This window comes from Rhizobium sp. WYCCWR10014, assembly GCF_001657485.1.
Lineage (GTDB): Bacteria > Pseudomonadota > Alphaproteobacteria > Rhizobiales > Rhizobiaceae > Rhizobium.
Genome location: NZ_LXFU01000022.1, coordinates 42,432 through 66,542, shown reverse-complemented (window position 1 = coordinate 66,542; position 24,111 = coordinate 42,432). Strand labels below are relative to the sequence as shown.

28 protein-coding genes are annotated in these 24,111 nt (G+C 61.7%); 10 read left to right on the top strand and 18 right to left on the bottom strand.

Translation table 11 applies throughout. From position 1 onward, the window contains the following. Positions 1 to 95: 95 nt before the first annotated feature. The 3 genes from A6U98_RS02220 to A6U98_RS02210 all read right to left on the bottom strand — a co-directional run bounded on the left by A6U98_RS02220 (position 96) and on the right by A6U98_RS02210 (position 1,903). The gene (locus A6U98_RS02220) at positions 96 to 455 is read right to left on the bottom strand and encodes a response regulator (RefSeq protein WP_018495840.1); all 360 of its coding nucleotides are present in this window, start codon (positions 453 to 455) and stop codon (positions 96 to 98) included. A gap of 116 nt (positions 456 to 571) precedes the next feature. Further along, positions 572 to 1,114 (bottom strand): hypoxanthine phosphoribosyltransferase, encoded by a 543-nt coding sequence (hpt, locus tag A6U98_RS02215; RefSeq protein ID WP_003567049.1) that lies wholly within the window; start codon positions 1,112 to 1,114, stop codon positions 572 to 574. Between the two features lie 129 nt (positions 1,115 to 1,243). Continuing rightward, positions 1,244 to 1,903 carry a hypothetical protein gene (locus A6U98_RS02210; RefSeq protein ID WP_064647701.1) on the bottom strand — a complete coding sequence of 220 codons (660 nt, stop codon included), beginning with the start codon at positions 1,901 to 1,903 and terminating at the stop codon, positions 1,244 to 1,246. 206 nt (positions 1,904 to 2,109) lie between these two features. Between A6U98_RS02210 and ftsE the strand changes: the two genes are divergently transcribed. The 4 genes from ftsE (at position 2,110) to A6U98_RS02190 (ending at position 5,547) form a co-directional block, all read left to right on the top strand. Beyond that, positions 2,110 to 2,769, top strand: a complete 660-nt coding sequence (ftsE, locus tag A6U98_RS02205) for a cell division ATP-binding protein FtsE (RefSeq protein WP_003543317.1) — start codon at positions 2,110 to 2,112, stop codon at positions 2,767 to 2,769. Next, positions 2,762 to 3,775 carry an ABC transporter permease gene (locus A6U98_RS02200; RefSeq protein ID WP_064647683.1) on the top strand — a complete coding sequence of 338 codons (1,014 nt, stop codon included), beginning with the start codon at positions 2,762 to 2,764 and terminating at the stop codon, positions 3,773 to 3,775. The genes ftsE and A6U98_RS02200 overlap by 8 nt, the downstream gene beginning before the upstream one ends. A 73-nt stretch (positions 3,776 to 3,848) precedes the next feature. Then, positions 3,849 to 4,559, top strand: a complete 711-nt coding sequence (locus tag A6U98_RS02195) for a YdcF family protein (RefSeq protein ID WP_064647699.1) — start codon at positions 3,849 to 3,851, stop codon at positions 4,557 to 4,559. Between the two features lie 190 nt (positions 4,560 to 4,749). Further along, positions 4,750 to 5,547, top strand: coding sequence for a 1-acyl-sn-glycerol-3-phosphate acyltransferase (locus tag A6U98_RS02190; RefSeq protein WP_064647680.1), 798 nt, complete (start codon positions 4,750 to 4,752; stop codon positions 5,545 to 5,547). Positions 5,548 to 5,549: 2 nt separating this feature from the next. On the opposite strand, the gene A6U98_RS02185 is transcribed toward A6U98_RS02190, so the two are convergent. After that, positions 5,550 to 6,080 carry a gamma-glutamylcyclotransferase gene (locus A6U98_RS02185; RefSeq protein ID WP_064647697.1) on the bottom strand — a complete coding sequence of 177 codons (531 nt, stop codon included), beginning with the start codon at positions 6,078 to 6,080 and terminating at the stop codon, positions 5,550 to 5,552. Between the two features lie 50 nt (positions 6,081 to 6,130). On the opposite strand from A6U98_RS02185, the gene A6U98_RS02180 reads away from it, so the two are divergent. Beyond that, a complete protein-coding gene (locus A6U98_RS02180; protein ID WP_064647678.1) occupies positions 6,131 to 7,147 on the top strand; it encodes a DUF2125 domain-containing protein in 1,017 nt (338 codons plus the stop codon). Here A6U98_RS02180 and A6U98_RS02175 read toward each other — a convergent pair. The 4 genes from A6U98_RS02175 to A6U98_RS02160 form a co-directional block, all read right to left on the bottom strand. Continuing rightward, positions 7,144 to 7,563 (bottom strand): GNAT family N-acetyltransferase, encoded by a 420-nt coding sequence (locus tag A6U98_RS02175; protein WP_064647676.1) that lies wholly within the window; start codon positions 7,561 to 7,563, stop codon positions 7,144 to 7,146. The genes A6U98_RS02180 and A6U98_RS02175 overlap by 4 nt on opposite strands. A gap of 8 nt (positions 7,564 to 7,571) precedes the next feature. Beyond that, positions 7,572 to 8,495 (bottom strand): prephenate/arogenate dehydrogenase family protein, encoded by a 924-nt coding sequence (locus A6U98_RS02170; protein ID WP_064647674.1) that lies wholly within the window; start codon positions 8,493 to 8,495, stop codon positions 7,572 to 7,574. Next, entirely contained in the window at positions 8,492 to 9,589 is a 1,098-nt protein-coding gene (gene hisC / locus A6U98_RS02165; RefSeq protein WP_184501367.1) for a histidinol-phosphate transaminase, read from the bottom strand. The genes A6U98_RS02170 and hisC overlap by 4 nt, the downstream gene beginning before the upstream one ends. 136 nt (positions 9,590 to 9,725) lie before the next feature. After that, the gene (locus A6U98_RS02160) at positions 9,726 to 10,502 is read right to left on the bottom strand and encodes a class I SAM-dependent methyltransferase (RefSeq protein ID WP_017962305.1); all 777 of its coding nucleotides are present in this window, start codon (positions 10,500 to 10,502) and stop codon (positions 9,726 to 9,728) included. 53 nt (positions 10,503 to 10,555) lie between these two features. Between A6U98_RS02160 and gloB the strand changes: the two genes are divergently transcribed. Then, the gene (gene gloB / locus A6U98_RS02155) at positions 10,556 to 11,326 is read left to right on the top strand and encodes a hydroxyacylglutathione hydrolase (protein ID WP_064647670.1); all 771 of its coding nucleotides are present in this window, start codon (positions 10,556 to 10,558) and stop codon (positions 11,324 to 11,326) included. Further along, the gene (locus A6U98_RS02150; protein ID WP_064647668.1) at positions 11,326 to 11,745 is read left to right on the top strand and encodes a cupin domain-containing protein; all 420 of its coding nucleotides are present in this window, start codon (positions 11,326 to 11,328) and stop codon (positions 11,743 to 11,745) included. Before gloB ends, A6U98_RS02150 begins: the two co-directional genes overlap by 1 nt. Before the next feature lie 164 nt (positions 11,746 to 11,909). On the opposite strand, the gene A6U98_RS02145 is transcribed toward A6U98_RS02150, so the two are convergent. Both A6U98_RS02145 and A6U98_RS02140 read right to left on the bottom strand, forming a co-directional pair. Further along, positions 11,910 to 12,800 carry an EamA family transporter gene (locus A6U98_RS02145; RefSeq protein WP_064647666.1) on the bottom strand — a complete coding sequence of 297 codons (891 nt, stop codon included), beginning with the start codon at positions 12,798 to 12,800 and terminating at the stop codon, positions 11,910 to 11,912. Between the two features lie 30 nt (positions 12,801 to 12,830). Next, positions 12,831 to 13,613: a DUF3108 domain-containing protein gene (locus A6U98_RS02140; protein WP_064647663.1), complete on the bottom strand. Its 783-nt coding sequence runs from the start codon at positions 13,611 to 13,613 to the stop codon at positions 12,831 to 12,833. 243 nt (positions 13,614 to 13,856) lie between these two features. Between A6U98_RS02140 and rpmB the strand changes: the two genes are divergently transcribed. Beyond that, positions 13,857 to 14,153 carry a 50S ribosomal protein L28 gene (gene rpmB / locus A6U98_RS02135; protein ID WP_018243798.1) on the top strand — a complete coding sequence of 99 codons (297 nt, stop codon included), beginning with the start codon at positions 13,857 to 13,859 and terminating at the stop codon, positions 14,151 to 14,153. 112 nt (positions 14,154 to 14,265) lie between these two features. Next, entirely contained in the window at positions 14,266 to 14,901 is a 636-nt protein-coding gene (locus A6U98_RS02130; protein ID WP_064647661.1) for a VUT family protein, read from the top strand. 1 nt (position 14,902) lies between these two features. On the opposite strand, the gene A6U98_RS02125 is transcribed toward A6U98_RS02130, so the two are convergent. The 5 genes from A6U98_RS02125 to A6U98_RS02105 form a co-directional block, all read right to left on the bottom strand. Then, entirely contained in the window at positions 14,903 to 15,469 is a 567-nt protein-coding gene (locus A6U98_RS02125) for an AAA family ATPase (protein ID WP_064647659.1), read from the bottom strand. A gap of 183 nt (positions 15,470 to 15,652) precedes the next feature. Continuing rightward, positions 15,653 to 16,687, bottom strand: a complete 1,035-nt coding sequence (locus tag A6U98_RS02120) for an esterase-like activity of phytase family protein (RefSeq protein WP_064647657.1) — start codon at positions 16,685 to 16,687, stop codon at positions 15,653 to 15,655. 13 nt (positions 16,688 to 16,700) lie between these two features. After that, complete coding sequence (gene cobT / locus A6U98_RS02115; RefSeq protein WP_064647655.1) at positions 16,701 to 18,602, bottom strand: cobaltochelatase subunit CobT; 1,902 nt, start codon at positions 18,600 to 18,602, stop codon at positions 16,701 to 16,703. A gap of 12 nt (positions 18,603 to 18,614) precedes the next feature. Then, on the bottom strand, positions 18,615 to 19,607 hold the full coding sequence (gene cobS / locus A6U98_RS02110; protein WP_064647653.1) for a cobaltochelatase subunit CobS: 993 nt from the start codon (positions 19,605 to 19,607) through the stop codon (positions 18,615 to 18,617). Between the two features lie 310 nt (positions 19,608 to 19,917). Continuing rightward, positions 19,918 to 20,535, bottom strand: a complete 618-nt coding sequence (locus A6U98_RS02105; RefSeq protein ID WP_011653732.1) for a J domain-containing protein — start codon at positions 20,533 to 20,535, stop codon at positions 19,918 to 19,920. A gap of 102 nt (positions 20,536 to 20,637) precedes the next feature. Here A6U98_RS02105 and A6U98_RS02100 point away from each other — a divergent pair, with 102 nt between their 5' ends. Further along, positions 20,638 to 20,922 (top strand): BolA family transcriptional regulator, encoded by a 285-nt coding sequence (locus A6U98_RS02100; RefSeq protein ID WP_018243805.1) that lies wholly within the window; start codon positions 20,638 to 20,640, stop codon positions 20,920 to 20,922. 102 nt (positions 20,923 to 21,024) lie between these two features. On the opposite strand, the gene A6U98_RS02095 is transcribed toward A6U98_RS02100, so the two are convergent. The 3 genes from A6U98_RS02095 to A6U98_RS02085 are packed head-to-tail and all read right to left on the bottom strand — an operon-like array spanning position 21,025 to position 24,052. Then, positions 21,025 to 22,335, bottom strand: coding sequence for an HlyC/CorC family transporter (locus tag A6U98_RS02095; protein ID WP_064647650.1), 1,311 nt, complete (start codon positions 22,333 to 22,335; stop codon positions 21,025 to 21,027). Beyond that, positions 22,335 to 23,465: a 3-dehydroquinate synthase gene (aroB, locus tag A6U98_RS02090; RefSeq protein ID WP_064647648.1), complete on the bottom strand. Its 1,131-nt coding sequence runs from the start codon at positions 23,463 to 23,465 to the stop codon at positions 22,335 to 22,337. Before aroB ends, A6U98_RS02095 begins: the two co-directional genes overlap by 1 nt. Further along, complete coding sequence (locus A6U98_RS02085) at positions 23,462 to 24,052, bottom strand: shikimate kinase (RefSeq protein ID WP_027682636.1); 591 nt, start codon at positions 24,050 to 24,052, stop codon at positions 23,462 to 23,464. Before A6U98_RS02085 ends, aroB begins: the two co-directional genes overlap by 4 nt. Positions 24,053 to 24,111 lie beyond the last annotated feature (59 nt).

Genomic DNA, 24,111 nt, shown 5'->3' with positions numbered 1-24,111 from the left:
GGCCGGAGCGGCCTAAAATCTAAATCCGGATGTCTATCGAGGATAGGTGAGCACCATCTCGTCCGACGACCGCTCACACCTTTCGGCATCATGCTCTACGCGACGAGCGCCCGGGCGACCGCCTTGCGGATATCGGGAAGCGCGAATGGCTTGGCGACGACGTCGATGATCTTTTCGGCAAGATCGTCGGCCCGTTCGCGCTGTTCGGCATAGCCGGTCATCAGCAGGATTTTCAAACTGGGAAAAGCGTCTTTTGCCTGATGGGCGAGTTCAATGCCGTCCATCACGGGCATGCGGATATCTGACAGCAGCAGATCGTAGACCCCATCCTTGAGCTTCTCCAAGCCCTCGGCCCCATCGGCCGCCTCATCGGTCTCGTGGCCATCAAGCCGCAGGGCCCGGGCCACGAAGGACCGCAGGGAGTCCTCGTCTTCCGTAATCAGAATTCTTGCCATATGTGCATCGCTCCGTATCAGCCCCGCGACGGAAATCACCAGACTTTCCTTTTCGATCGGTAAAGATGAGGAAGCGATGGACGAGATGGTTAACAACCCGTCTCGAAGGCAACAGCTCAGGCGTCTCCGGTCACCACGCCGACGAAGGGCAGTTCGCGAAAGGCATAGGCGACATCCATGCCGTAGCCGACGACAAAATAGTCGGGGCATTCGAAGCCGACATAATCAGCCTCCAGCTTTTCCTTGCGCTTGACGCGCTTGTCGAGCAGCACAGCGATCGTGACGTTGCGCGCGCCACGTTCGAAGAGCAATTCCTTGGCAAAGAGCAGCGTCCGGCCGGATTCGAGGATATCGTCGATCAGCAGGACATCGCGGCCATGCACGTCGCTGTCGATATCCTTGACGATGCGCACGCCCTGAGAAACAGTGCCGATACCGTAACTCGACAGCGTGATGAACTCGACCTCCGGGGCAAGCCCGCTATCATGCAGGGCGCGAATCAGGTCGGCGGCGAAGATGAAGGACCCCTTCAGCACGGCGATGACGAGCAGGTCCTTGGTCGGACCATTGGCGATCTCCCGCGCCATCGAATGATTGCGCTCGGCGATCTGCTCGGCAGTGAAGAGCGGCTCGATGTTTTTTCCGCGCACGACAGGCATAAGGGCTTGCTCCATGAAAAGAAGGGTAAGCCGTTAGCACATATGCGAGCCTGAAACAGCCTCGCCGGCTATGAAATTAACGGGATTGGCGCGACCGTGGCGCGAAAGTCGGCCCCATCCCATGTCCTGTTACGTCTGTGGCAGGAAGGAAAGCCGGACTTCGGGCATTTTTCCGCCGGCATGCTGGACGCGAGCCGAGAAGCCACGGCTCTGGCCGCCATAGATCACATCGGCGGGCGGGTTGATGACGATGCTTGCGGTCAGCCGCTCGTCGGTCACGAGATCGGCACGGATCGGATGCACCGTCTGCGTCGTGCCGCTCTCGTTTTCGATGATGCCGTTGATGACGAGCACGCGCATGCCGTTCGCATCACGCGGCGTTACCGTGACATGGGTGAAATGCAGCGATGCTCCGGAAGTGGCTCGTTCGCCGGAAAGGCCGGAGAAACCACCTGCAAGCCCGAAGACGAGCACGACGAGCGCCAGCACCAGCGCTGCGAAGCTCCGCATCGACGCGCGCTGCAGCCAGGATTCCACGGTCTGCAGAACGGAAGCGGCCATTGCCGGCATGAACGGCGGCGGTGCGACGTTTGCGGCAGCCATACGCTTGCGGTTGTCGTTATAGGTCCTTGCATTGAATTCCCTGGGCCGAACTTTGCCGAGGGTGACGAATTCGGCGTCGGAGATATCGGCAGGACGCGCCGAGCGGTACTGACGGTTGGCGGGTTCCGGCGGCAGGAAATCATAGGCCTGGCCCGGCGTCCGGCGACTGAAGGAGGATGCTTCCATGGTGGCTGCCTCGCAGATGTCCACATGGTTTCGTTGCCAGGGGAAATCTTGGCATTGAAACGAATCCTGCTCAGTCGTAAATTTTAATGGTTAATGCTTCGCAAAGATCGCCATCAAACGGGCGTCTTTCCAGCAAAATTTACCGGCTGTTAACGGTCTTGGTTAACAAGTCGTGCGGTGAAACCCACAACAGACTGAGCTGCCCGTTGATCCACTTCGAGAATGTCGGTTTGCGCTATGGCATGGGCCCGGAAATCCTCCGGGACCTGACCTTCGACATTCCGAAGAAATCCTTTCAGTTCCTGACGGGTCCATCGGGCGCCGGCAAGACGTCGCTGCTGCGGATGCTTTTCATGTCGCTGCAGCCGACGCGCGGGTTGATCCGCATGTTCGGGCGCGACATTTCCGAAATCCCTCGCCCCGAACTGCCGCTTCTGCGTCGCCGCGTCGGCATCGTCTTCCAGGATTTCCGCCTCCTCGACCATCTCACCACCTATGAGAATGTCGCTTTGCCCTTACGGGTGCGTGGCAAGGATGAGAGCTCCTACAAGACCGACGTCCTGGAACTTTTGAAATGGGTCGGCCTCGGCGAACGCATCAACGTGCTGCCGCCCGTGCTCTCCGGCGGCGAAAAGCAGCGCGCCGCAATCGCCCGAGCGCTGATGGATCGGCCGGAAGTGCTGCTGGCCGACGAGCCGACCGGCAATGTCGACCCGCCGATGGCCAAGCGCCTGCTCAACCTTTTCCTCGAGCTGAACCGCCTCGGCACGGCAGTCGTGATCGCCACCCATGACCTGGCGCTGATGGAGCAGGTGGAAGCCCGCCGCATGATCCTCTCAGAGGGGCATCTCGATATTTATGACTGAGCCCCCGTCCAGAAACCCCGAAAAGGCGTCTGCCAAGACCCAACAGAAGCGGCCGGAATTGCGCGTGCGTCCGACCGCGCCGATCCTGCCGCCTTCCAACATCCAGGGCAGCGCCTTGATGGTGGTGATATCAATCATGGCCTTTCTCGCCTGCCTGACGCTCGGCGGCGTCAGCATGGTACGCTCGACGGCGGCCAGCTGGGAGAGCCAGATATCCCGCGAGATCACCATTCAGATCAAGCCGGACGACAATCTCGACATGGAAAAGGCGCTGACCCAGGCGCGCGACCTGGCGCTGACCTTCGTCGGCACCAAGAGCGGCCAGATCGTCGACGAGGCGGCGACTGCACGCCTGCTCGAACCGTGGCTCGGCCCCGGTCTCGATCTCAAGGATCTGCCCGTTCCCCGCCTCGTCATCATCACCATCGACGAGAGCAATCCACCGGATTTCGATTCGATGCGGGCGCTGCTGAAGGACAGTATTCCGCAGGCCACCCTCGACGATCACCGCACCTGGGTCGACCGACTAGTGTCCATGGCGCACACGACGGTCATGATCGGCACCGGCATTCTGCTCCTGGTTTTCACGGCGATGGTGCTCACCGTCGTCTTCGCCACGCGCGGCGCGTTGTCGGGCAATCGTCACGTCGTCGAAGTGCTGCATTTCGTCGGCGCCGAAAGCTCCTTCGTCGCCACCGAATTCCAGAAGCATTTCCTGAAGATCAGCCTCAAGGGCTCGGCGATCGGCAGCGCGCTTGCCGCTCTCTTCTTCGCCACCGCCGGTTTCTGGCAGAGCCGCACCCTCGCCACCCCCGAAACGGACCAGGCGACCGCGCTCTTCGGCACCTTCTCCGTCGGCGTGCTCGGCTATGCCGGCATCTTCGCAACGATGATCGTCATCGCGCTCCTGACCACCTTCACCGCGCGGCTGACCGTCATGCGGACGATCTACGAAATCGATACGCTACGCTCGGACCCGACACGCACCGACGGCATCGGAACTTGAACGTGACCATGCCGTTTTGCCATGAAAGCGTCTGTTCTGCGCCGCAATCAGCGTATAATCACGATTCATGACGATGGGACACACGACACCCAACCCGATTCATCAGGACCCGGAGCTTGATCGCCCGGCAGGTCTGCCGCCGCGGCGCGGGCCGATCCGCCGCCTGTTGCGCTGGGGCGGCTTTGCCTGCTTGCTGGCAATCGCCCTGGTGTTCGGCGGTTTTCTGCGTTTCGCCGATTCCGTGACGACGCTGAAGCCCCCGGCCGAGCCGAAGGCGGATGCGATCGTGGTGCTGACGGGTGGTTACCAGCGCATCGACCAGGCCGTCGAGCTGCTGCAGAAGGGTGCCGGCAAGCGCTTGCTCATTTCCGGCGTCCACCCGACGACGACGCCGGCGCAGATCCGCAAGATGACGCAGGGTTCAGCCGATCTCTTCTCCTGCTGTGTCGATATCGGCTACGATGCGATCGACACGATCGGCAATGCCGAGGAAGCTTCGAACTGGATCCACGCCAAGGGATACCGCAGCGTTCTGATCGTCACCAACAACTACCACATGCCGCGAAGCCTCGCCGAGCTCTCCTATGTCGACCCCGACATCGAGTTCATCGCTTATCCCGTGGTCAACTCAGATTTGAAGAGCCGCAACTGGTTCACCGATCCGAACGCGCTGCGTGTCATGCTGGCCGAATATGTGAAAGTGCTGCTGACCGGCGCCCGCAACATCACCGGCTTCGGCCGCCACACCGGGTTGCGCTCGGCAAGTGCGTCCGGCCAAGAATAGAGCGCCGCGCGTCCGATAGGACACGCAAGGACGGTCCATCACTTTGAAAGTTGCGCATAATCCCTTCCGAAAATCGATTCCGACTTTCGGGGTCATGCGCTAGGCTTTTACATCAAGGCGTCATCAAATGCTTTTTATGGCGGGCAATATCGTGTAGGCCGGTCGCGTGAGCATGCCTCGGGAAAGTTTCATGATCGCCCTGCGTTCCGTTCTCTTCAACACGATCTTCTACGCCAACCTCATCATCCGGATGATCGTGCTCTCGCCCTACTATTTCGTGGTGCCGCGCAAGATCGCCTATGCGATCCCGAAGAACTGGGCGCGCTCCAACCACTGGCTGATGCGGGCGATCGTCGGCACCACCTTCGAGATCGATGGCCTGGAGAACCTGCCTGATGGCAGTTACATTCTGGCGCCGAAGCATCAGTCCTTCTGGGATACCTACGCGCTGCTGCCCTGGCTGAAGGATCCGGTTTACATCCTGAAGCGCGAGCTGATGTGGATTCCGCTCTTCGGCTGGTATGCGAAGAAACAGCGCATGATCCCGGTCGATCGCGGCGCCCGCGGCAAGGTGATGGTGGAAGTGCTGAAACGCACGAAGGAAGAGCTGTCGACCGGCCGCCAGCTCATCATCTATCCCGAGGGCACCCGCCGCCCGCCGGGCGCAGAGCCGCTTTATAAATACGGCATCGCCCGCATGTACCGCGATCTTAACCTCCCCGTCGTGCCGGTCGCCATGCATCCCGGCCTCTTCTGGCCGCGGCGGAGCATTCGCCGTTATCCCGGCCATTTCAAGGTGAGGATCCTACCGCCGATCATGCCGGGAATGGATCCGGACGCCTTTTTCGCCCATCTGATCGAGGTATCGGAGCGGGCAAGCGACGAGCTTCTGCTCGAAACCGTCGCGCAAAATCCGCATCTGCCGCTCCCGCCGACGGCGGTCGAAAGACTGGTCGAGCTGCGAAAGCTGAACGCGGCAACTGGCTGAGATCAGGCGGCGCGTAGCCGCTCCACTTCATTGACGACCTGCTCCAGCCAATGGTCGCGAATGCCCATCTGCTTCAGATGCTCAAGCGTATTGAAGACATAGGCATCATTCGGACCAGACTGGCCTTTTGCTTCGTTCACCACCCGTGCCGCCGCAAGCGCATCGAGCGCGCCGGCATATTGTTCATGCTCACGATCGATGATGTAGGCGACCGCTTCCACCCGGCGCCGGCCGGCAAGCTGCAGCCGCACCCGGCGCTCCAGGTAGACATTGGTGACCAGTTCGCGGGCGCGGAGATAATCGATCACCTCATCCCAATTTTCCGGCGAAATGCGGAAAGCCATGCCGCGGCAGGCGCCACCCCTGTCGAGGCCGAGAACCAGGCCCGGATTATCGCGGGTGCCACGATGGACAAAGGAGCGGACGCAGAGCGAACGCCTGTAGCCGTAGACCAGCGCCTGTGCCCGCTCCATGAACTCGAAGCCCGGATTCCACATCAGCGAACCGTAGCCAAATACCCAAAATTCGTCCATATCGCACGCCAGACCGGAATCACATTTGCGATTCACCATTGGAGAACATCATGGCAGCGTCAAGCCAATCCGGCAGCAGCCAATCCGGCAGCGTCAAGAAATTCTGGTTGCTGGGTGGAGGGGTCCTCCTGGTGATCGCGCTTTATACCGGCGGCTGGTTCTATGCGGCGTCGGCGTTGAAGACCACGGTGCTGAAAGCGATAGCGCCGCGCGACCAGGCAGGCGTCAGCGGCGAATGCTCCGATATCCAATTTCGCGGCTATCCCTTCCGCATCGGCCTGTTCTGCTCCAAGATCGACGTCGACGACAATGTCAACGGCGTCTCCGCCACTTTCGGCGCACTGCGTTCGGCAGCCCAGGTTTATTCGCCCGGCAATATTGTCTGGGAACTCGATTCGCCGGCTGAAATCCGCACTAGCAACGGCCTTTCGATCTCGGCCCAGTGGACGAACCTGCAGGCGAGCCTTGCAACCAGGCTGCAGGGCATCGACCGCAGCTCGACCGTCATCGAGGGTCTGAAGGCGATGGCCTTCTCCTCCTACACCGGCCAGACCATGAGCTTCGATGCCGCTCGCACAGAAATCCATCTGCGCCAGAACGGTGCCGATCTCGACGGCGCGATCTCCGTGCAGAACGCCAACACGGCGATCAAGGACTGGCCGCAGATCTTCCCGAAATTTTCCGCGAGCATCGATCTGACCGTCGCCGGCAAGGCCGGCCTGATCGACGGCAGTGACCGGAACGGCCTCAATGGCGCCACCGGTGAACTGCGCCGCATCGTCGCCGACATCGGCGACGGCAAGGTGATGACGCTGACCGGCCCCTTCTCCTTCGACGAGCAGGGCTTCCTTTCGGGAAAATTCAAGCTGGAGATCGAACAGCTCGGCCCCTGGGGCGACAGCCTGAAACAGGCCTTTCCGGATATCGCCTCAAGCGTCAACACGGCGACGAAGCTCTTGAAGTCGCTTGCCGGCGGCGGCGACAAGGTCTCTGTCGATCTCGTCGTCAATCGTGGCAATGCCACCGTCAGCGGTTTCATCCCGCTCGGCCGGATTCCGCCGATCTAACCTATCTGTTTGATGAAGAAGACTTCCGGCACCGATTGCAGGCCGGGCAGCTCGATCGCGCCGGTTTCGGAAAATCCATTGCGGCGATGCCAATCCTGAGGCCGGCTTTCGTCGCACTCGCTCGACGTCATCAGCAGGCGGGCGCCGTCGCCGCGCATGGCGTCTTCCCAGGCGAGAAACAGCGCCGTTCCAACGCCCGACCGGCGGTGGCCGGGCAGGACGCGGATCATTTCCATATAGGGAACCCTGCCCCAGAAACGGGAGAAGCGCAGGAAGCCGACGATCTCGCCTGCCTCCCTGGCAACCAGATATTCTCCAAGCGCGACGCAGCGCGATACCCATGCCTCACCGGCGCTGGCATCCTCGCGAACCAACCAGTCGATATCCGCCCGGCCAGCACGTGCCACCTCCACCATCGCGGCGGCTACTTCTTGTCCAGCGCGTGGCGGCCGAAATCCGGCGCGTCGACATCCTGGCCAGCCTGGACGATCGAACGGCGGATGGCGCGGGTGCGGGTGAAGAGTTCGAATATCTTGTCGCCCTCTCCCCAGCGGATGGCGCGCTGCAGATAGGCGAGATCCTCCGAGAAGCGTGCCAGCATTTCGAGGATCGCATCGCGGTTATGCAGGCAGACGTCGCGCCACATCGTCGGGTCGGAGGCAGCAAGGCGGGTGAAATCGCGAAAGCCGGAGGCGGAATATTTGATGACTTCCGATTCCGTCACCGTCTCCAGATCGTCGGCGGTGCCGACGATATTGTAGGCGATGATATGCGGCAGGTGCGAGACGATGGCGAGCACCTTGTCGTGATGCTCGGCATCCATTTCGTCGACCTTCGAGCCCAGCGCTTCCCAGAAGCTGCGCAGCCGCTTCAGCGCCTCCTCGTCGGTGCCAGCGACCGGCGTGAAAATGCACCAGCGGCCTTCGAAGAGGCCGGGGAAGCCGGCATCCGGGCCGGATTTCTCCGTACCTGCCAGCGGATGGCCGGGGATGAAATGCACATTATCCGGCATATGCGGCAGCATCTGCGCAATGACAGAAGCCTTTGTCGAACCGACATCGGTGACGATCGCCCCGGGCTTCAGGCTTGCCGAGATCTCCTTCGCCACACTTTCCGAAGCGCCGACCGGCACAGAGACGATCACCAGATCGGCATCCTTGACGGCATCCTGCGATGACGTCGTGTAGCGGTCGCCGAGGCCGAGCTCTTCCGCGCGCTTCAGCGTATCGGGGCTGCGTGTGGCGACGACGATCTCCCTTGCAAGGCCAAGGCGCCTGATGTCGTAGGCAAGCGAAGAGCCGATCAGGCCAATGCCGATCAGCGCGATACGATCGAACTGCACGCTCATCGCTGATGACCCATGAATTCGGTGAGCGCGGCAATCACGCCGCGATTTGCCTCCTCGGGGCCGATGCTCATGCGCAGCGCATTGGCGAAACCATAGCCGCGCACGGCGCGCAGGATGTAGCCGCGGCTCGTCAGCAAATCGTCGGCATCCGCGGCGCGCTTGCCGTCAATCTCGGGGAAATGGATGAGGACGAAATTGGCGACGGACGGCGTCACCTTCAGGCCGATCGCTTCGAGCGCCTGGGTCAGCGTCTCCACCCACATCTGGTTGAAGGAGACGGCCTGCTGGATGAAGGCCTGGTCGCGGATGGCAGCGGCAGCGGCGGCGATTGCCGGCGCGTTCAAGTTGAACGGCGCGCGCACGCGGTTCAGCGCATCGACGATCTCGGCAGGCGCATACATCCAGCCGACGCGCAGCGCCGCAAGACCATAGGCCTTCGAAAAGGTGCGGGTCATCACCACGTTGGCATTGGAGGATACGACCTCGATGCCGGCTTCATAGTCATTGCGGCGCACATATTCGGCATAGGCGGCATCGAGTACGAGGACGACATGTTTCGGCAGTCCGGCCTGCAGGCGGCGGATCTCGCTGACGGAAACATAGGTGCCTGTCGGATTGCCCGGATTGGCGATGAAGACGATCTTCGTCTTCTCCGTAACCGCGGCGAGGATGGCATCGACATCGACCGTATAGTCCTTCTCCTTGACGACGACAGGCGTAGCGCCCGCGCCGAGGATCTGGATCTTGTAAACAAGGAAGCCGTGCTCGGTGATGATGCCCTCGTCGCCGGCGCCGAGATAGACATGGCAGAGCAGGCCGAGCAGCTCGTCCGAACCGTTGCCGCAGAGAATGTTTGCCGGATTGAGACCGTGCACGGCGGCGATCGCCTCGCGCAGTTCGATCGCCTGCCCGTCGGGATAACGCCCCAGATTGTCGGCAACCGTCTTGAAGGCCTCGATTGCCTTCGGGCTGGCGCCGAGCGGCGTTTCGTTGGACGAAAGCTTGTAGACGCGGGCGACACCCGGCGCATGTTCCTTGCCCGGCACATAGGCTGCGATATCGAGAATACCGGGACGCGGAACGGGCTTGCTCATCTCAACGCTCATGGGTTCGACCTTGGAATTGCCGGTAAATCCGGGCTGAAAAACACCAAGTGGCATTAAAGCGGAATGCGATTGTTGTCGAGAGCCATGGGCGTGACACAAGCAGTTGGGGAACGCTGGGAGCGACTTACCTGCTACGTGTGGTCGGCACGCCATGGGGTGCGAGAACCGGCACGAAGACGCGGCGGGAGGCCCGCGCCGCAACCGGCAGCCCCTGATAAAGCCGCTTTTGCGCTTCGACGATGATGACGCCCGAAAAGGCCGGCCAAAGCGTTCGGCCGATCCGCTCGAAGGCGCGCCGCAGGCGCAGGATGGTTCTGAGCTTCGAGGGCGGGAAGAACAGCGCTTCAGCCGTCGCGCCCGGCGTGAAGTTCGTCTCGCGCAGCAGATTTGTCAGCTGACCGCGGGAATAGGGCCGCCCCGAACCGAAGGGCGTATGCTCCATGCGTGCCCAGACGCCGCGCCGGTTCGGCACGACGATGACCAGCCGTCCGCCCGGCGCCAGCACCCGCCAGAGCTCCTTCAGCGTCTCGCGCGGGCTTTCGGCAAATTCCAGCGAATGCACCATCAGCACCCGGTCGATCGAGGAGTCCGGCAGCGGCAGTTCCTCGTCGAAAATCAGCGCCGTGGTCGAGAGCGAGCCCATCGGCCAGTTCACCGCGCCCTGCCCGGCCGGCATGAAGGCGAAGGTGCGCTCGGTATCGGCCTGGAAGCGATCGAGGAAGGGCACGGCATAACCGAGACCGACCAGTCGCTCTTGCGGCAGCCGCACCCAGAGCGAGGACAGCGCCATGGCGATCGACTGCTCGGCAAGACGTCCGAGCTCGGAATGATAGAACTGGCGTAAGTCGACGATATCGGCGTGCATTGCGACAAATGTTATCAGCGGGCGGTTGGACTTCAAGGCCGGAACCTCTACATTTCCGCGAGACTCCTGGGATAAGGGATTATTGAACGATGAAACCTTTGGAATTAGACGTTTTTCTCTGCCGCACCGACAATTTCGGCGTTCTCGTGCACGATCCGGAGACAGGCTTTACCGCGGCGATCGATGCGCCGGAGGAGGCGCCGATCCTGGAAGCGGCGACGCGTCGCGGCTGGAAAATCACCCATATCTTCACCACGCATCATCACACCGATCATGTCACCGCCAACCTGGCGCTGAAGGGACAGTTCGGCTGCGAGATCATCGGCCCGATCAACGAGGCCGTCGCCATTCCCGGCCTCGATCGGACGATGGGCGATGGCGACAGCTTCCTTTTTGGCGACCACATGGTCAACGTCATCGAGACGCCCGGCCACACCGCCGGCCACATCTGCTATCACTTCGCCGATGACAAGCTGCTCTTTGCCGCCGACACGCTGTTTGCACTCGGCTGCGGCCGGCTGTTTGAACGCCCGGCCGCCGATATGTGGCATTCTCTGCAGAAACTCGCTGTACTGCCCGATGAGACCGCCATCTATTTCGGCCATGAATACACATTGTCCAATGCCCGGTTCGCGCTGACCGTCGACCCCGACAATGAGCGACTGAAGAACCGCGCCGCCGAGATCGAGGCCTTGCGCGCCGACGGCAAATTCACCATCCCGACGACGCTGGGGCTGGAAAAGGAAACCAACCCGTTTCTGCGCGCCGCCGATCCGGCGATCCGCCGCAATCTTTTGATGGAAGGCAAGACCAACGAGGAAGTCTTTGCCGAAATCCGCAAGCGCAAGGACCATTTCTGATGTCGCCTGAGAACATCATCCGCGAACTCGGCATGCAGCCGCATCCCGAAGGTGGCTGGTACGTGCAGACATTCCGCGATACGGCGGGCGGAGAACGCGGCCACTCGACGGCGATCTATTATCTGCTGACCAGGGGGCAGCGTTCGCACTGGCATCGTGTCCCTGACGCGGCCGAGGTCTGGCATTATTACGCCGGCGCGCCGCTCTCGCTGCATCGGTCGGAAGACGGAACGGCAAGCGAGACCCTGACGCTCGGAGCGAATCTCCCTGCCGGCGAGCGGCCGCAGGCGATCATTCCCGCCAATTGGTGGCAATCGGCCGAAACCCTCGGCGATTTCACCCTGGTCGGCTGCACCGTCTCGCCCGGCTTCGAATTTTCGAGCTTCGAGATGGCGCCGCCCGGTTGGAAGCCCGGCTGAAGCATATCGCGCAAAAGTGTGCAGCGGTTTTGCGAGAACGATGGGCGTAAAAACAAAGATCTAAAGCGCGAGGAGCGAATCGGAGAGATCGCGACGCGCTTTAGAGCATGATGCCGAAAGTGTGAGCGGTTTTCGGGCGACATCATGCTCCAACTAGCTGAGGCCTACTCTGCCGCCGCGGACTGGGCCGGAATTTTGCGGCGGAACATGTCCTGGGCGGCGAGCACCGCCCCTCCGGTGACGAGCAGACAGGCAAGAGCCATGCGCCAGCCCAGCTCGGCAAATCCGAACAGCACCAGGATAAGCGTCGAAAGCAGCGGTGCTGCATAACTTGCCGCGCCGAGGATCTGGATATCGCCGTTCTTGACGCCGTAGTCCCAGGCGTAGAAGGCAGCCCCGACCGGAAAGAGCCCGAGCCCGGCGATGGCGACCCACTCGAAACTCGTTGCAGGCCAGACGGTCGTCTCCAGGCTTAGATGACAGAAGAGCGACAGCATGGAGGTCGCAAGGCAGAAGCCGGTGACGACATCCGTGGAGACGGCGTCGAAACGCCGCGTCAGCAGCGAATAGCCGGACCACGTGAAAGCGCTGAGAAAGGCCGCCCCGTAACCGACGGCATAGGCGCCGTCGAAATCGGTGCCGTTGCGGCCGACGATCAGGAAAGTGCCGCAAAGCCCGGCAAGCGCACCTGCCACATGATACCAGCGCAGCCGTTCGCCCGGCAGCAGCGCCGAACCGACGACGATCAACAGCGGCCAGAGATAGGCGACCAGCCCCGCCTCCACCGCCGGCGCGTTGCGGAGCGCGGTAAAATACAGGAAGTGATAACCGAACAGCCCCAAAATACCGGTTATCCAGACCTTGGCCGGCTGCTTCAGCAGCGCCAGCCGCGCGGGGTTGAGGATAAGCACGACGAGGCCGGGAATGCTGCCAATCGCAAAGCAGACGGCCGAAAGCTGGAACGGCGGCATCATGCCGGAGGCGGCCGTGAACAACGCCAGGAACGACCACATCAGAATGGCCGTAAAACCGATCAACGTCGCGCGAAGCTTCACCTGTCCCCCTTCACGGCGGCAGAAGCCCCGTCAGCTGTTGCTGCCGTATTTGACGGCAGTGATCGTCACCATTCCATATTCGGTTGGAATGCGCACATAGACAGGAGCGTATACATTTGCCGCGTTCGACTTGGCAAACCAGATTTCCATGCGGTTACTCTTGCTGAGATAGTCGATGTCCTTGCGGCCCTTCTTGTAGCCCGAGCGCGGCACGAAGCGCACGCTGCAGACGGTTGCCTTGCCCTTGAAGCCATTGGTGGAAAAATCCTCGTCGCCCTTCGGCGACAGCACCAGATCCATCCGCGTCTCGCCGTCGAAGATCGGCAGCGTCTGCGAGCAGACCTTGGTATCGCCCGTGAAGACCAGGCCGGAGATCGGATCGAGCACCGAGCGCATGTCGCGCGGCGTGACGTCGATCCAGTTCTTCGGACGCTTCGGCATCGGTGTCGTCGTCGCCGAGATGATGTTGCCGTTGCGGTAGCTGACCTCGTAGACGCGGGCCTTCCTCTTGCCGCTCTTGTAGTAGAGCGAATATTTCTGCGCCTGCAATCTGTCATTGCGCACAACGCCCGTGACGCTGGTCTTCGCCGAAATCGTCGTGACGAGATCGGCAAGACCGGCAGAATTGATGTCGCCGGCGATCTTGTAGCTGTGATCGTCCTCGATCTGCGTCAGGAACGCGGCGCGCGCGATCGGCAGGCCGGCGAGCGCCACCCGGTATTCCGTCCGATGCTGGATTTCGCCCGCCGATGCCGGTATGGCAAGAAGTGCGGCGATGGCCGAAATGAAAATCCGTCTGCCCGAATGAGCCATGGAAAAAAGCCTTGTCTTGCTGCGCGCTGGCAGGCCCTTGCTGAGCGCTCTATACTCCTGCCGTGAAGGGAAGAAAACAGCAGCTTTTTGACAGAATTGCGGGAAAGGCCAAGGTTTGGCTTGACGCGAGCAACCTGTCTGACTATAGAACCGCAACTTTCCAATCATGCCCGTTGGATTGCGCGCCTGGCTTTGCCGGGAATGGCAATTCGATGGCCCGAGAAAAACAAGAATAGGTGTTCCATGTCCCGCGTGTGCGAATTGACCGGCAAGGCCGTCCTGACTGGTAACAATGTCAGCCATGCCAACAACAAGACCAAGCGCCGGTTCCTGCCGAACCTGTGCCAGGTAACGCTGATTTCCGACGCTCTCAACCAGCGTTATCGTCTTCGCGTTTCGGCTGCCGCTCTTCGCTCCGTCGAGCATCGTGGCGGCCTCGATGCCTTCCTGCTGAAGGCCAGCGAAAACGAACTGTCGATGCGCGCGCGCCTGCTGCGCCGTCAGATCGCCAAGAAGACCGCTGAAGCCGCTGCTGCGTAAGCGTCTGCCCTTCTTTCATACGGCTTCAAAAGGCTTGAACGGATAATACCGGACAAGCCTTTTGCTTTGCCGGTTTGCTCCTCCAACTGGTGGCATCACCCAGGATAAAAAAATGCTGAAGACCCGCTATACCATCGCCTATGTCGCGCTGATGACGCTCGTCGTCGTCGCCTCCAACTTCCTCGTCCAGTTTCCGCTGAACGCCGAAGTCGCCGGCATCAACCTTGCCGACATCCTGACCTGGGGCGCCTTCTCCTATCCCATCGCCTTCCTGATCACCGATCTGACCAACCGCCAGTTCGGCCCGCAGGCAGCCCGCAAGGTCGTCTTTGCCGGCTTCGTCGTCGGCGTGACGCTGTCCTTCTTCACCTCGGTGCCGCGTATCGCGATCGCCTCCGGCTCGGCCTATCTCGCCGGCCAGCTGCTCGATATCGCCGTCTTCAATCGCCTCCGCCGCCAGGCCTGGTGGCGCGCGCCGCTGGTCGGCTCGCTGATCGGCTCGGCGCTCGATACGGTGATGTTCTTCTCGCTGTCCTTCGCCGCGTTTTTCGTCTTCCTCGGCCCGAACGATCCGTTTGCGCTGGAGGCCGCCCCCATCCTCGGCGTTTTCGCCACGGAGGCACCGCGCTGGATTTCCTGGGCGATCGGCGATTTCGCCGTGAAGATGATCGTCGGCCTCGTCATGCTGCTGCCTTATGGCGCGCTGATGAACGTACTGCGGCCGATGCAGGCCGCTCGCGCAAATTAAATCACGAACGCCGCCGGACCGCACCGGCGGCGATGGCAGGATGCAGCAGAACCTCTGCGGCCAGATCGTCGATGTCTAGCGATGAATCAAGCCGCAGCACCGGCGCTGTCTGTGTTTCCAGCCATTGCTCATGTGCCGCAAGGCTGCGGCGTTCGGGACCGGCCGTGTCGTAGCTGGCCGCCCATTCGAGGAACTCCCCGCTTTTTATGGCCATGTCGCCGCCGGGGCTGATTCTGTTTCCGTATCGGGCAATCTCCCGCGCAAGGATGCGCGCCATTCTAAGCTCCGGATCGATCCTGAGAAACACGATTAGATCGTAGAGCGGCTCGAGCGGCCTTCCCCATTTCAGCGCGGATCCGGAGAGGATCCAGTCTTCATGCCGTGCCACCTCGTCAAGCAACAATCCGATGCGCTCGTCGGCATCCCTCGGCGTCGTGAACGGTGGGTCCGTCGGCAGCCAGAAGAAATCGTCGGTGTCGAGATGGGCGATATCGAGCTTTTCGGCAAGCGCAAGGCCGAGTGATGTCGTGCCGGAACCGGACGCGCCCATGACATGAATATGCACCACGAACCTCCCTCCGAGGCTGCTTTCCCTATGGCGGGGATAGCTGAGGCATATGACATCAGTCTGACGTCTAGAGTGCCGTACGCCCTTTAGGACGCACAAAGGACGCTCTAACATTTTTAATCTAAGCATCGTGCTTTCCGAATTCCGAATCGATTCCGATTTTCGGAAAGCACGATGCTTAGATCAATTCCGCTTCCGGGAATTCGGCGCTGACCACGCGGCCTCTTCCGAAAGCCGGAATTCCAGCATCAGATTGCGCTGCAGGATCGAATGATTGTCGTCCGACACCAGGATGATATGGGTCGTGCCGTCGGCCGCCTGGAAAGCATCGAGCCCTTCCATATTGTCGATCTGCGAGTTGAAATTACCTTCCAGCAACAATTCGCCGTCAACGACGGCGCCGGGCCTGATGTCGGCGCCCTTGACGCGCCGAAGACGCATGCCGATGCCTTCGGCCATGTTGAAGCGGCGCTCCAGCAGCAGCAGGTCGCCATTCGGCAGGAAGGCGCCGTCGGTAATGTCGAAGCTGCCGTCCCGCTTAACCGAGAAACGCCCTTTCAGCGGCCCGCTGAGAATGGCCGCCAGCCGATTGCCGTCACTGTCGAGACCGCGTTCGGAGACGATGACCACGCCGCCCCGAAGCGGGCTGGATGCCGGCGCCACGGTGATGGTTTCGATGCCGCGGTTGTCGTCCAGCATTCTCCGCGGGATCAGGATCGGCAGCGTGGCGATCGCTCCCGAGCCGGCAAAGCCAGGATCGGGATAGACATCGACGCGATGAGCCTGCTCGAAGGAGACCAGGATCCGGTCGCCGTCAAGCGCCAAGCCTTCGGCATCCATATGTCCCTTGCCTTCGAAGCTGCGCCCGGCGCTGTTCTTCATCGGCGTGATCTCGACATCCGAAAGGCCAGAAAGCCTGCCCTTGACGTCGCGCTCGATGCTGCCGGTAAGCCACTGGCCGGTATCGAGCACGACGACGAAATGTTTTTGGTCCGGCCGGAAACGGATGGAGGAGAGCGAGCCGAACAGCGCTCGGCTGGACACCATCTCCAGCCCGCCGAGAAATTCCAGCGATCCGAATTGCGTCTCTGAATAACCGATCCTGAAATCGGAGATTTGCCGGCTAATGACCGGCACGTCACCGGCCCATGACGAGGAAGCGCCGGCTGCGATGCAGAGAGCCATCGACGCCGCCCGGCCGAGGCGCTTGACCGTCATTCTTCCAGCGGCGTCAGCCGGCACGGCGTATCCGGCCGCCGCGCGGCTGCACGGATTGGTCTTCGAACAGTGAGGCAAGCTGCTCGGTCATCGCGCCGGCAAGCTCGTCCGCGTCGACGATCGTCACGGCGCGGCGATAGTAGCGCGTCACGTCGTGGCCGATGCCGATCGCCAGCAGTTCGACAGGCGATCGCGTCTCGATCTGTTCGATGACGGCGCGCAGGTGGCGCTCGAGATAATTGCCCGGATTGACCGACAGCGTCGAATCGTCCACCGGCGCTCCGTCCGAGATCATCATCAGGATGCGGCGCTGCTCGCGGCGCGCGAGCAGGCGATTATGCGCCCAGATCAGCGCCTCGCCGTCGATATTTTCCTTGAGCAGGCCCTCGCGCATCATCAGCCCGAGATTGGCTCGCGCGCGCCGCCACGGCGCGTCGGCCGACTTGTAGATGATATGGCGCAGGTCGTTGAGGCGGCCCGGCGTCTGCGGCTTGCCGCCGGCAAGCCAGTTTTCACGCGCCTGCCCGCCCTTCCAGGCTTTGGTCGTAAAGCCCAGGATCTCGACCTTGACGCCGCATCGCTCCAGCGTGCGGGCGAGAATGTCGGCGCAGGTGGCGGCAACCGTGATCGGCCGGCCGCGCATCGAGCCGGAATTGTCGATGAGCAGGGTGACGACGGTATCGCGGAACTGGGTGTCGCGCTCCATCTTGAAGGAAAGCGCCTGCATCGGGTCGATGATGATACGCTGCAGCCGAGCCGGATCGAGATAGCCCTCTTCCAGATCGAAATCCCAGGAGCGGTTCTGCTGCGCCATCAGGCGACGCTGCAGCCGGTTGGCGAGACGGCCGACGGCACCTTGCAGATGCGCCAGCTGCTTGTCGAGGAAGGCGCGCAGGCGCTCAAGCTCGGCGGCGTCGCAAAGTTCCTCGGCGGTGATGATCTCGTCGAACTCTTCGGTAAAGACGTGATAATCGACCTTCTCGTTGAAATCGGCGAAAGGCGTGTTTGGACGGCGGGTCTCGCCCGGCGTTTCCGAATCGTCCTCGCCTTCTTCCATCATGTCGTCGTCGGAGATTTCGGCGCCTTCGGTCTCGCCGTCCTCCATCTGCTCGTCGGCGACCTCGCTGTCCTCGACGGGGGCGGCATCCGTGCCGGCATCCTCGTCGACCTCGTCCTGATCCTGCTCGTCGCCGCTCGACTGATCTTCCTGCTCCGACTGGTCGTCATTGTCGGCATCGCTGTCGTCGTCGCCGTATTCCTCGGCCATTTCCATGGCCGACAGCATGTTGCGGATGACCTTGGCAAAGGCCTGCTGGTCGTTGATCGCGCTAGACAGGTTGTCGAGTTCAGTTCCCGCCTTGTCCTCGATGAAGCCACGCCAGAGATCGAGCACCTTGCCGGCAGAGGCCGGCGGGCGCTGGCCGGTCAGCTTCTCGCGCACCATCATCGCAACGGCTTCGCCGACCGGTGCGTCTTCCTGGCGCTCGATGCCGGTGAAATTCGCCTTGGAATATTTCTCTTCCGTCATGGAGCGCAGGTTCGACGCCATGCCCTCCATGCGCAGCGCGCCGATCGATTCGACGCGCGCCTGCTCGACCACATCGAAGATCGCTCGGGCGTCCGAGCCCTGCGGCGCCATCGTCGCATGCATCTTCTCGTCATGACAGGCAAGGCGCAGCGCCATCGAATCGCCGAGACCACGGGTGACCGCCAGCTCATGCGCCGTCGGCCGCTTGGAAAGTTCCGGCAGCCGAATGCGCTCGCCGGTCATCCCCGGCCGTTCATTGGCGAAGGTCACCTCGACATCGCCGTCGCCGGCGATCGAGCGCACGCAGCCGGTTATCGCCCGGCGCAATGGCTCGACGTCGACAGGCGCGCCGGGTTTTGCTTTCGAATTGTCACCGCGAGCTGCCATGATCGGTCGGTCTCAAGCCCCGAGAACGATGTTGGCGGCACTTTCCTTCAGCTCGACGCCGAAGGCGCGCTGATAGTGCTCGGCGACCAACGGGCGTTCCAGCTCGTCGCACTTGTTGAGGAAGGTGACGCGGAAGGCGAAGGCAAGATCGCCGAAGATCTCGGCGTTTTCGGCCCAGGTGATGACCGTGCGCGGGCTCATGACTGTGGACAGATCACCGTTCATGAAGGCCGCGCGCGTCAAGTCGGCGACGCGCACCATCTTCGAAACCGTCTCGCGGCCGTTCTTGTCACTGCCGAAGCTCTTCACCTTGGCGGCGACGATATTCACTTCGTGATCATGCGGCAGGTAGTTCAGCGTGGTGACGATCGACCAGCGGTCCATCTGCGCCTGGTTGATCTGCTGCGTGCCGTGATAGAGGCCGGTCGTGTCGCCGAGGCCGATCGTGTTCGCAGTCGCAAACAGACGGAAGGCCGGGTGCGGCCGAATGACGCGGCTCTGGTCGAGCAGCGTCAGCCGGCCGGAGGATTCGAGCACGCGCTGGATGACGAACATCACATCGGGGCGGCCGGCATCATATTCGTCGAACACCAGCGCGACATTGTGCTGATAGGCCCAGGGCAGGATGCCGTCCTTGAACTCGGTGATCTGCAGCCCGTCCTTGACGACGATCGCATCCTTGCCGACGAGATCGATACGGCTGACGTGGCTGTCGAGGTTGATGCGCACGCAAGGCCAGTTGAGGCGCGCCGCCACCTGCTCGATATGCGAGGACTTGCCCGTGCCGTGATAGCCGGAGATCATCACGCGGCGGTTATGGGCGAAGCCAGCGAGAATGGCGAGCGTCGTGTCGCGGTCGAACAGATAGTCGGTATCGAGGTCCGGCACATAGGCGTCGCCCTTGCTGTAGGCGGGAACGCGGATGTCGGAATCGATACCGAAGGCCTCGCGAACCGAAACGGTGGTATCGGGCAGTTCTGATATATCCAGGTCGATCTTGCTCATCGTGTCTCCAAGGCGGGTGATACCACCCGGCCATACTGTCTCAGGCCATGTCGCAACCGTGACGCCGCGTTTTTTTATTCCGCGCCCGTCCAGGTCGGAACGTCGGCGATGCTTCTCCGGGACTGAAACGAAACCTCGGCGGGATAATGACCGCGTGCGAGCATTCTTGAAAAGTCCCGGACAAGAAACGCCGCGTCCGGAAGGTCGGCGGAGGCGATGTCGGGAAAACGCACAAATATGAGCCGCGTTTGCCTGCGGCCTCAGCCGATTTGGACCATACCCGATTGAAGCCCAAGAGCAAGGACGGGAATTAACAAAAACCGTTCTGCTTCAACAATTGATAGGCCTGGATGACGGCGCGGAAACGCTCCTCCGAGCCGCGATCGCCGCCATTGGCATCGGGATGGTGTTTCTTCACCAGTTCCTTGTAGCGGCTCTTGATCTCCGCCGATGTCGCATTGGCATCGAGGCCCATCGTTTCGAAGGCCTTGGTCTCGAGCGACTTCAGCTTGCGCGCCTGCGGAAAACGCGGCCCGCTGCCCTTGCCGCCTTCCTTGACGAAGCCGAAGGGATCGCGAACGCGGGTATAGGCGCCGGAGCGGATCTCCGAATGCAGCGGACTGTCCTTCGCCGCCTTGTTGACGCCGACCGTCCATGTCGGCCGGTGACCGGTGATCGCCTCTTTCTGGTAACGCGCGATCTCGCCGTCCGAAAGACCGGAGAAATAGTTGTAGCCCTTGTTGTATTCCTTGACGTGCTCGAAGCAGAACAAGAAGAACTGGCCTTCCGCATTGCGGCCGACGGGAGCGCGATGCGCCCCCTTCTTGTCGCACCCGTCCCACTGACAGGTAGGCGGCGCCTGCTCTGTCTCTGGCTCGCGTTTGCGGCGTGTTCGGATGCGATCGAAATATTTGGAATCAAGTCTCATGACGGCGCTAATTATGGGGCTGTCGCGAAGCGACAACAAGAATTGACAAACGGGAATGTTGCTGGCTTGGTAGATACCCTTTTCGCGAACCAGCAAGACCGGATGATGACCCTGCGAACCCGCATCGAAGAAAAACTTGTCGAAGCCTTCGCGCCCGAACGCGTAAGCGTCATCGACGAAAGCCATCTGCATGCCGGCCACCAGCCTGATATCACCGGCACCGGCGAAACCCATATGCGAGTGAGGATCGTTTCCGGAAAATTCGCCGGCATGTCACGGCTGGCGCGCCACCGGGCGATTACCGACCTGTTGAAACCGGAGCTCGATGCCGGCCTGCATGCGCTGGCCGTCGAACCGGCAGCACCCGGCGAACCGACCCGCTGGTAGCGGCACCAAAGCCTATATAGGCATTGGCGGCCCGCAATCCTACAGCGCCGCGCGTCTTTTCAGACGCGCAAAAGGACGCTGTAACAATTTGAATGACTGGAATCAGCTGGGCTTTGCACCGTCCTCCCCGGCGGGACGGATGCGCAGCTTGGTGATGCGGTTCTTCTCCCGCTTCATGACGATGAAACGCTTGCCGTAGAAGGTGAAGGCTTGACGCTCTTCCGGGATGGTCATCGATTCGTGGATGACGAGGCCGGCGATCGTCGTCGCCTCCTCGTCGGGCAGGCTCCAGTCGAGCGCCCGGTTCAGGTCGCGGATCGGCACGCCGCCGTCGACGACGACGGAACCGTCGGCCTCCTGACGCACACCCTGTATCTCGATATCGTGCTCGTCGGAAATGTCGCCTACGATTTCCTCGAGAATATCCTCCAGCGTGACGATGCCCTGCACCTCGCCATATTCATCGACGACGACGGCGAAATGCTGCTTGCGGCGCAGGAAGGCGTTGAGCTGGTCCTCGAGGTTGGTGCTGTCGGGCACGAACCACGGCTTCTGCGCGATCTTCACGATATCGAGGTTCTGCGGCTCCATGTTCGGTTCGGCAAGCGCGCGCAGCAAATCCTTGGCGTGGACGACGCCGATAATGTTGTCGATCGTGCCGCGCCACAACGGCATGCGCGTATAGGGGCTTTCAAGGATGACGCGCACCACCGCTTCCGGTGGATCCTCGGCGTTAATCGCCCGCATCGCGGTGCGGTGGACCATGATGTCGGACAGTTCGAGTTCGCTAAGATCGAGTACGCCGCCGAGGCGGTCGCGGTCGGCCTTAACCACCGATCCCTCGCGGTGCAGCAGATCGACGGCGCCGCGCAGTTCCTCATGCGCCGTCAGCATCGATGTCTCGCGTGAGAGATTGATGCCGAACAGCGAAAGAATCTGCCGCACGACCGCATTGACGAAGGAGGAAACCGGGCCGACGACGGCAACGAAGAGCTTGGCCGGCAGCGCGATGGCGAGTGCGAAGCGCTCAGGCGCCGAAATCGCCCAGCTCTTCGGCAGCACTTCCGCGAAGATGACCAGGATGACAGTCATTGCAAGCGTCGCCAGCGCCACGCCGGAACTGCCGAAGAGCCCGAGGAAGAGGCTCGTGGCGATCGAGGAAGACAGGATATTGGCGAGATTGTTGCCGATGAGCAGCGCGCCGATCAGCCGGTCGCGCCGCTCGATCAACTGCCGCACGAGGCCGGCGCGTTTGTCGCCATTGACCTCGAGCGTATGGACACGGCTGCGCGAAACGGCGGTCAACGCAGTCTCGGAGCCGGAAAAGAAGGCGGACATGAGCACCAGCGCCGTGATCGAAAGGATCTCCGGCCAGTATGTCGAAAGAAATGCCAGAGCGCCTTCGACCGACATCAGGCGTGTTTTTCCCGAAGAAAGCTGATCACTTCGGACGCCGGAACGTCGTCGGCGACGAAGGACTGGCCGATGCCGCGCGTCAGGATAAAGGTGAGCTTGCCGCTCTTGACCTTCTTGTCCTGGGCGATCGCGTCCATCAGCGTTTCGGCTGGCGGCAATTCGCCCGGAATGTCGGACATGCGGGTCGGCAGGCCGACCTCCTTCAGATGCCGCTCGACGCGGCGCGCATCGTCGGGGCTTGCAAGGTTCATCCGTGCGGAGAATTCATGCGCCAGCACCATACCGATCGAAACGCCCTCGCCGTGCACGAGGCGGGAACTGTCATAGGCGGTCGCCGCTTCCAGCGCATGACCGAAGGTATGGCCGAGATTGAGCAGCGCCCGCTGACCATTCTCGCGCTCGTCGGCAACGACGACATCGGCCTTCGCCTGGCAGCTCGCGGCAATCGCTTCGATGCGCGCGGAGCCGCCGGCAAAAACCGCCTTCCAGTTCGCTTCCAGCCAGGCGAAGAAATCCGGCTTGTCGATCAGCCCGTATTTCGCGACCTCGGCGTAACCTGCGCGGAATTCGCGCGCGCTCAGCGAATTCAGCACATCCGTGTCGGCCAGAACCAGGTCCGGCTGATGGAAAACACCGATCAGATTCTTGCCGTGGCGGGAATTGATGCCGGTCTTGCCGCCGACGGAGGAATCGACCTGCGACAGCAGCGAGGTCGGCACTTGGACGAAGCGCACGCCGCGGCGGACGATGCCGGCCGCAAATCCTGAAAGATCACCGATAACGCCGCCACCGAGCGCGATGACGTAATCATTGCGCTCGACGCGGGCTTCGAGCACCTTGTCGCAGGCCGTCATCAGATGTTCGAAGCTCTTGGTCTTCTCGCCGGCCGGCAGGACGACCTCAGCCGAGACAATGCCCGCTTCATCCAGACTTGCGACGAGGGCCTTGAGATAGAGCGGAGCGACATTTTCGTCGGTGACAACAGCCGCCTTGCGGCCCTTCAGCCGAGAGGCGATCTCGGCGCCGGCCCGAGCAATCAACCCCGGCCCGATCAGGATGTCGTAGGCGCGCTCGCCGAGCGGCACATGCACCGTTCGGATGGCGGAGGCGGAGGTTCTCGCATTCATGACGCTGCACTTTCCTTCTGAGCTTCGATCACGGCCTCCAGCACCTCGTCGGCCATGATTTCCTTGCGCACGTCGCGCGAAAGCACGGTGATATCGGCCTGCGCATAGATCGGATAACGCGCATTCATCAGGCCCTCGAGCGTCTGCTTCGGATTTTCGGTCTTCAGCAGCGGCCGCGTGTCGCGTTTGTTGACACGCTCCCACAACACGTCGAGATCCGCCTTCAGCCAGACGGAGAGACCGCCCTTCTTGATATGCTTGCGCGTCCGGTCGTTGATGAAGGCGCCGCCGCCGGTGGAGACGACACGCGGCCCGCTCTTTAGCAGCCGCTTCACCACCCGCGCTTCCAACGCCCGGAACTCTTGCTCGCCATAGGCGGCGAAAAGCTCGGCGATCGTCATGCGCGACACCCGCTCGATCTCGAGATCGCTGTCGATGAAAGGAATGGCGAGCTGGCTGGCGACGATGCGCCCGACGGAGGATTTTCCAGCGCCCATCAGGCCGACAAGGATCAGATTGCGTGAACCAAGCGCGGCGCGAGCTCTGTCTTTCAAGCTGTCAGCAACGGTCAGCAGTTGTTCACTCATCGGTCCATTCACACTTTGTTTGCAAACGGTATCGACAAATGCAGGTGGAGCGTCAAGTC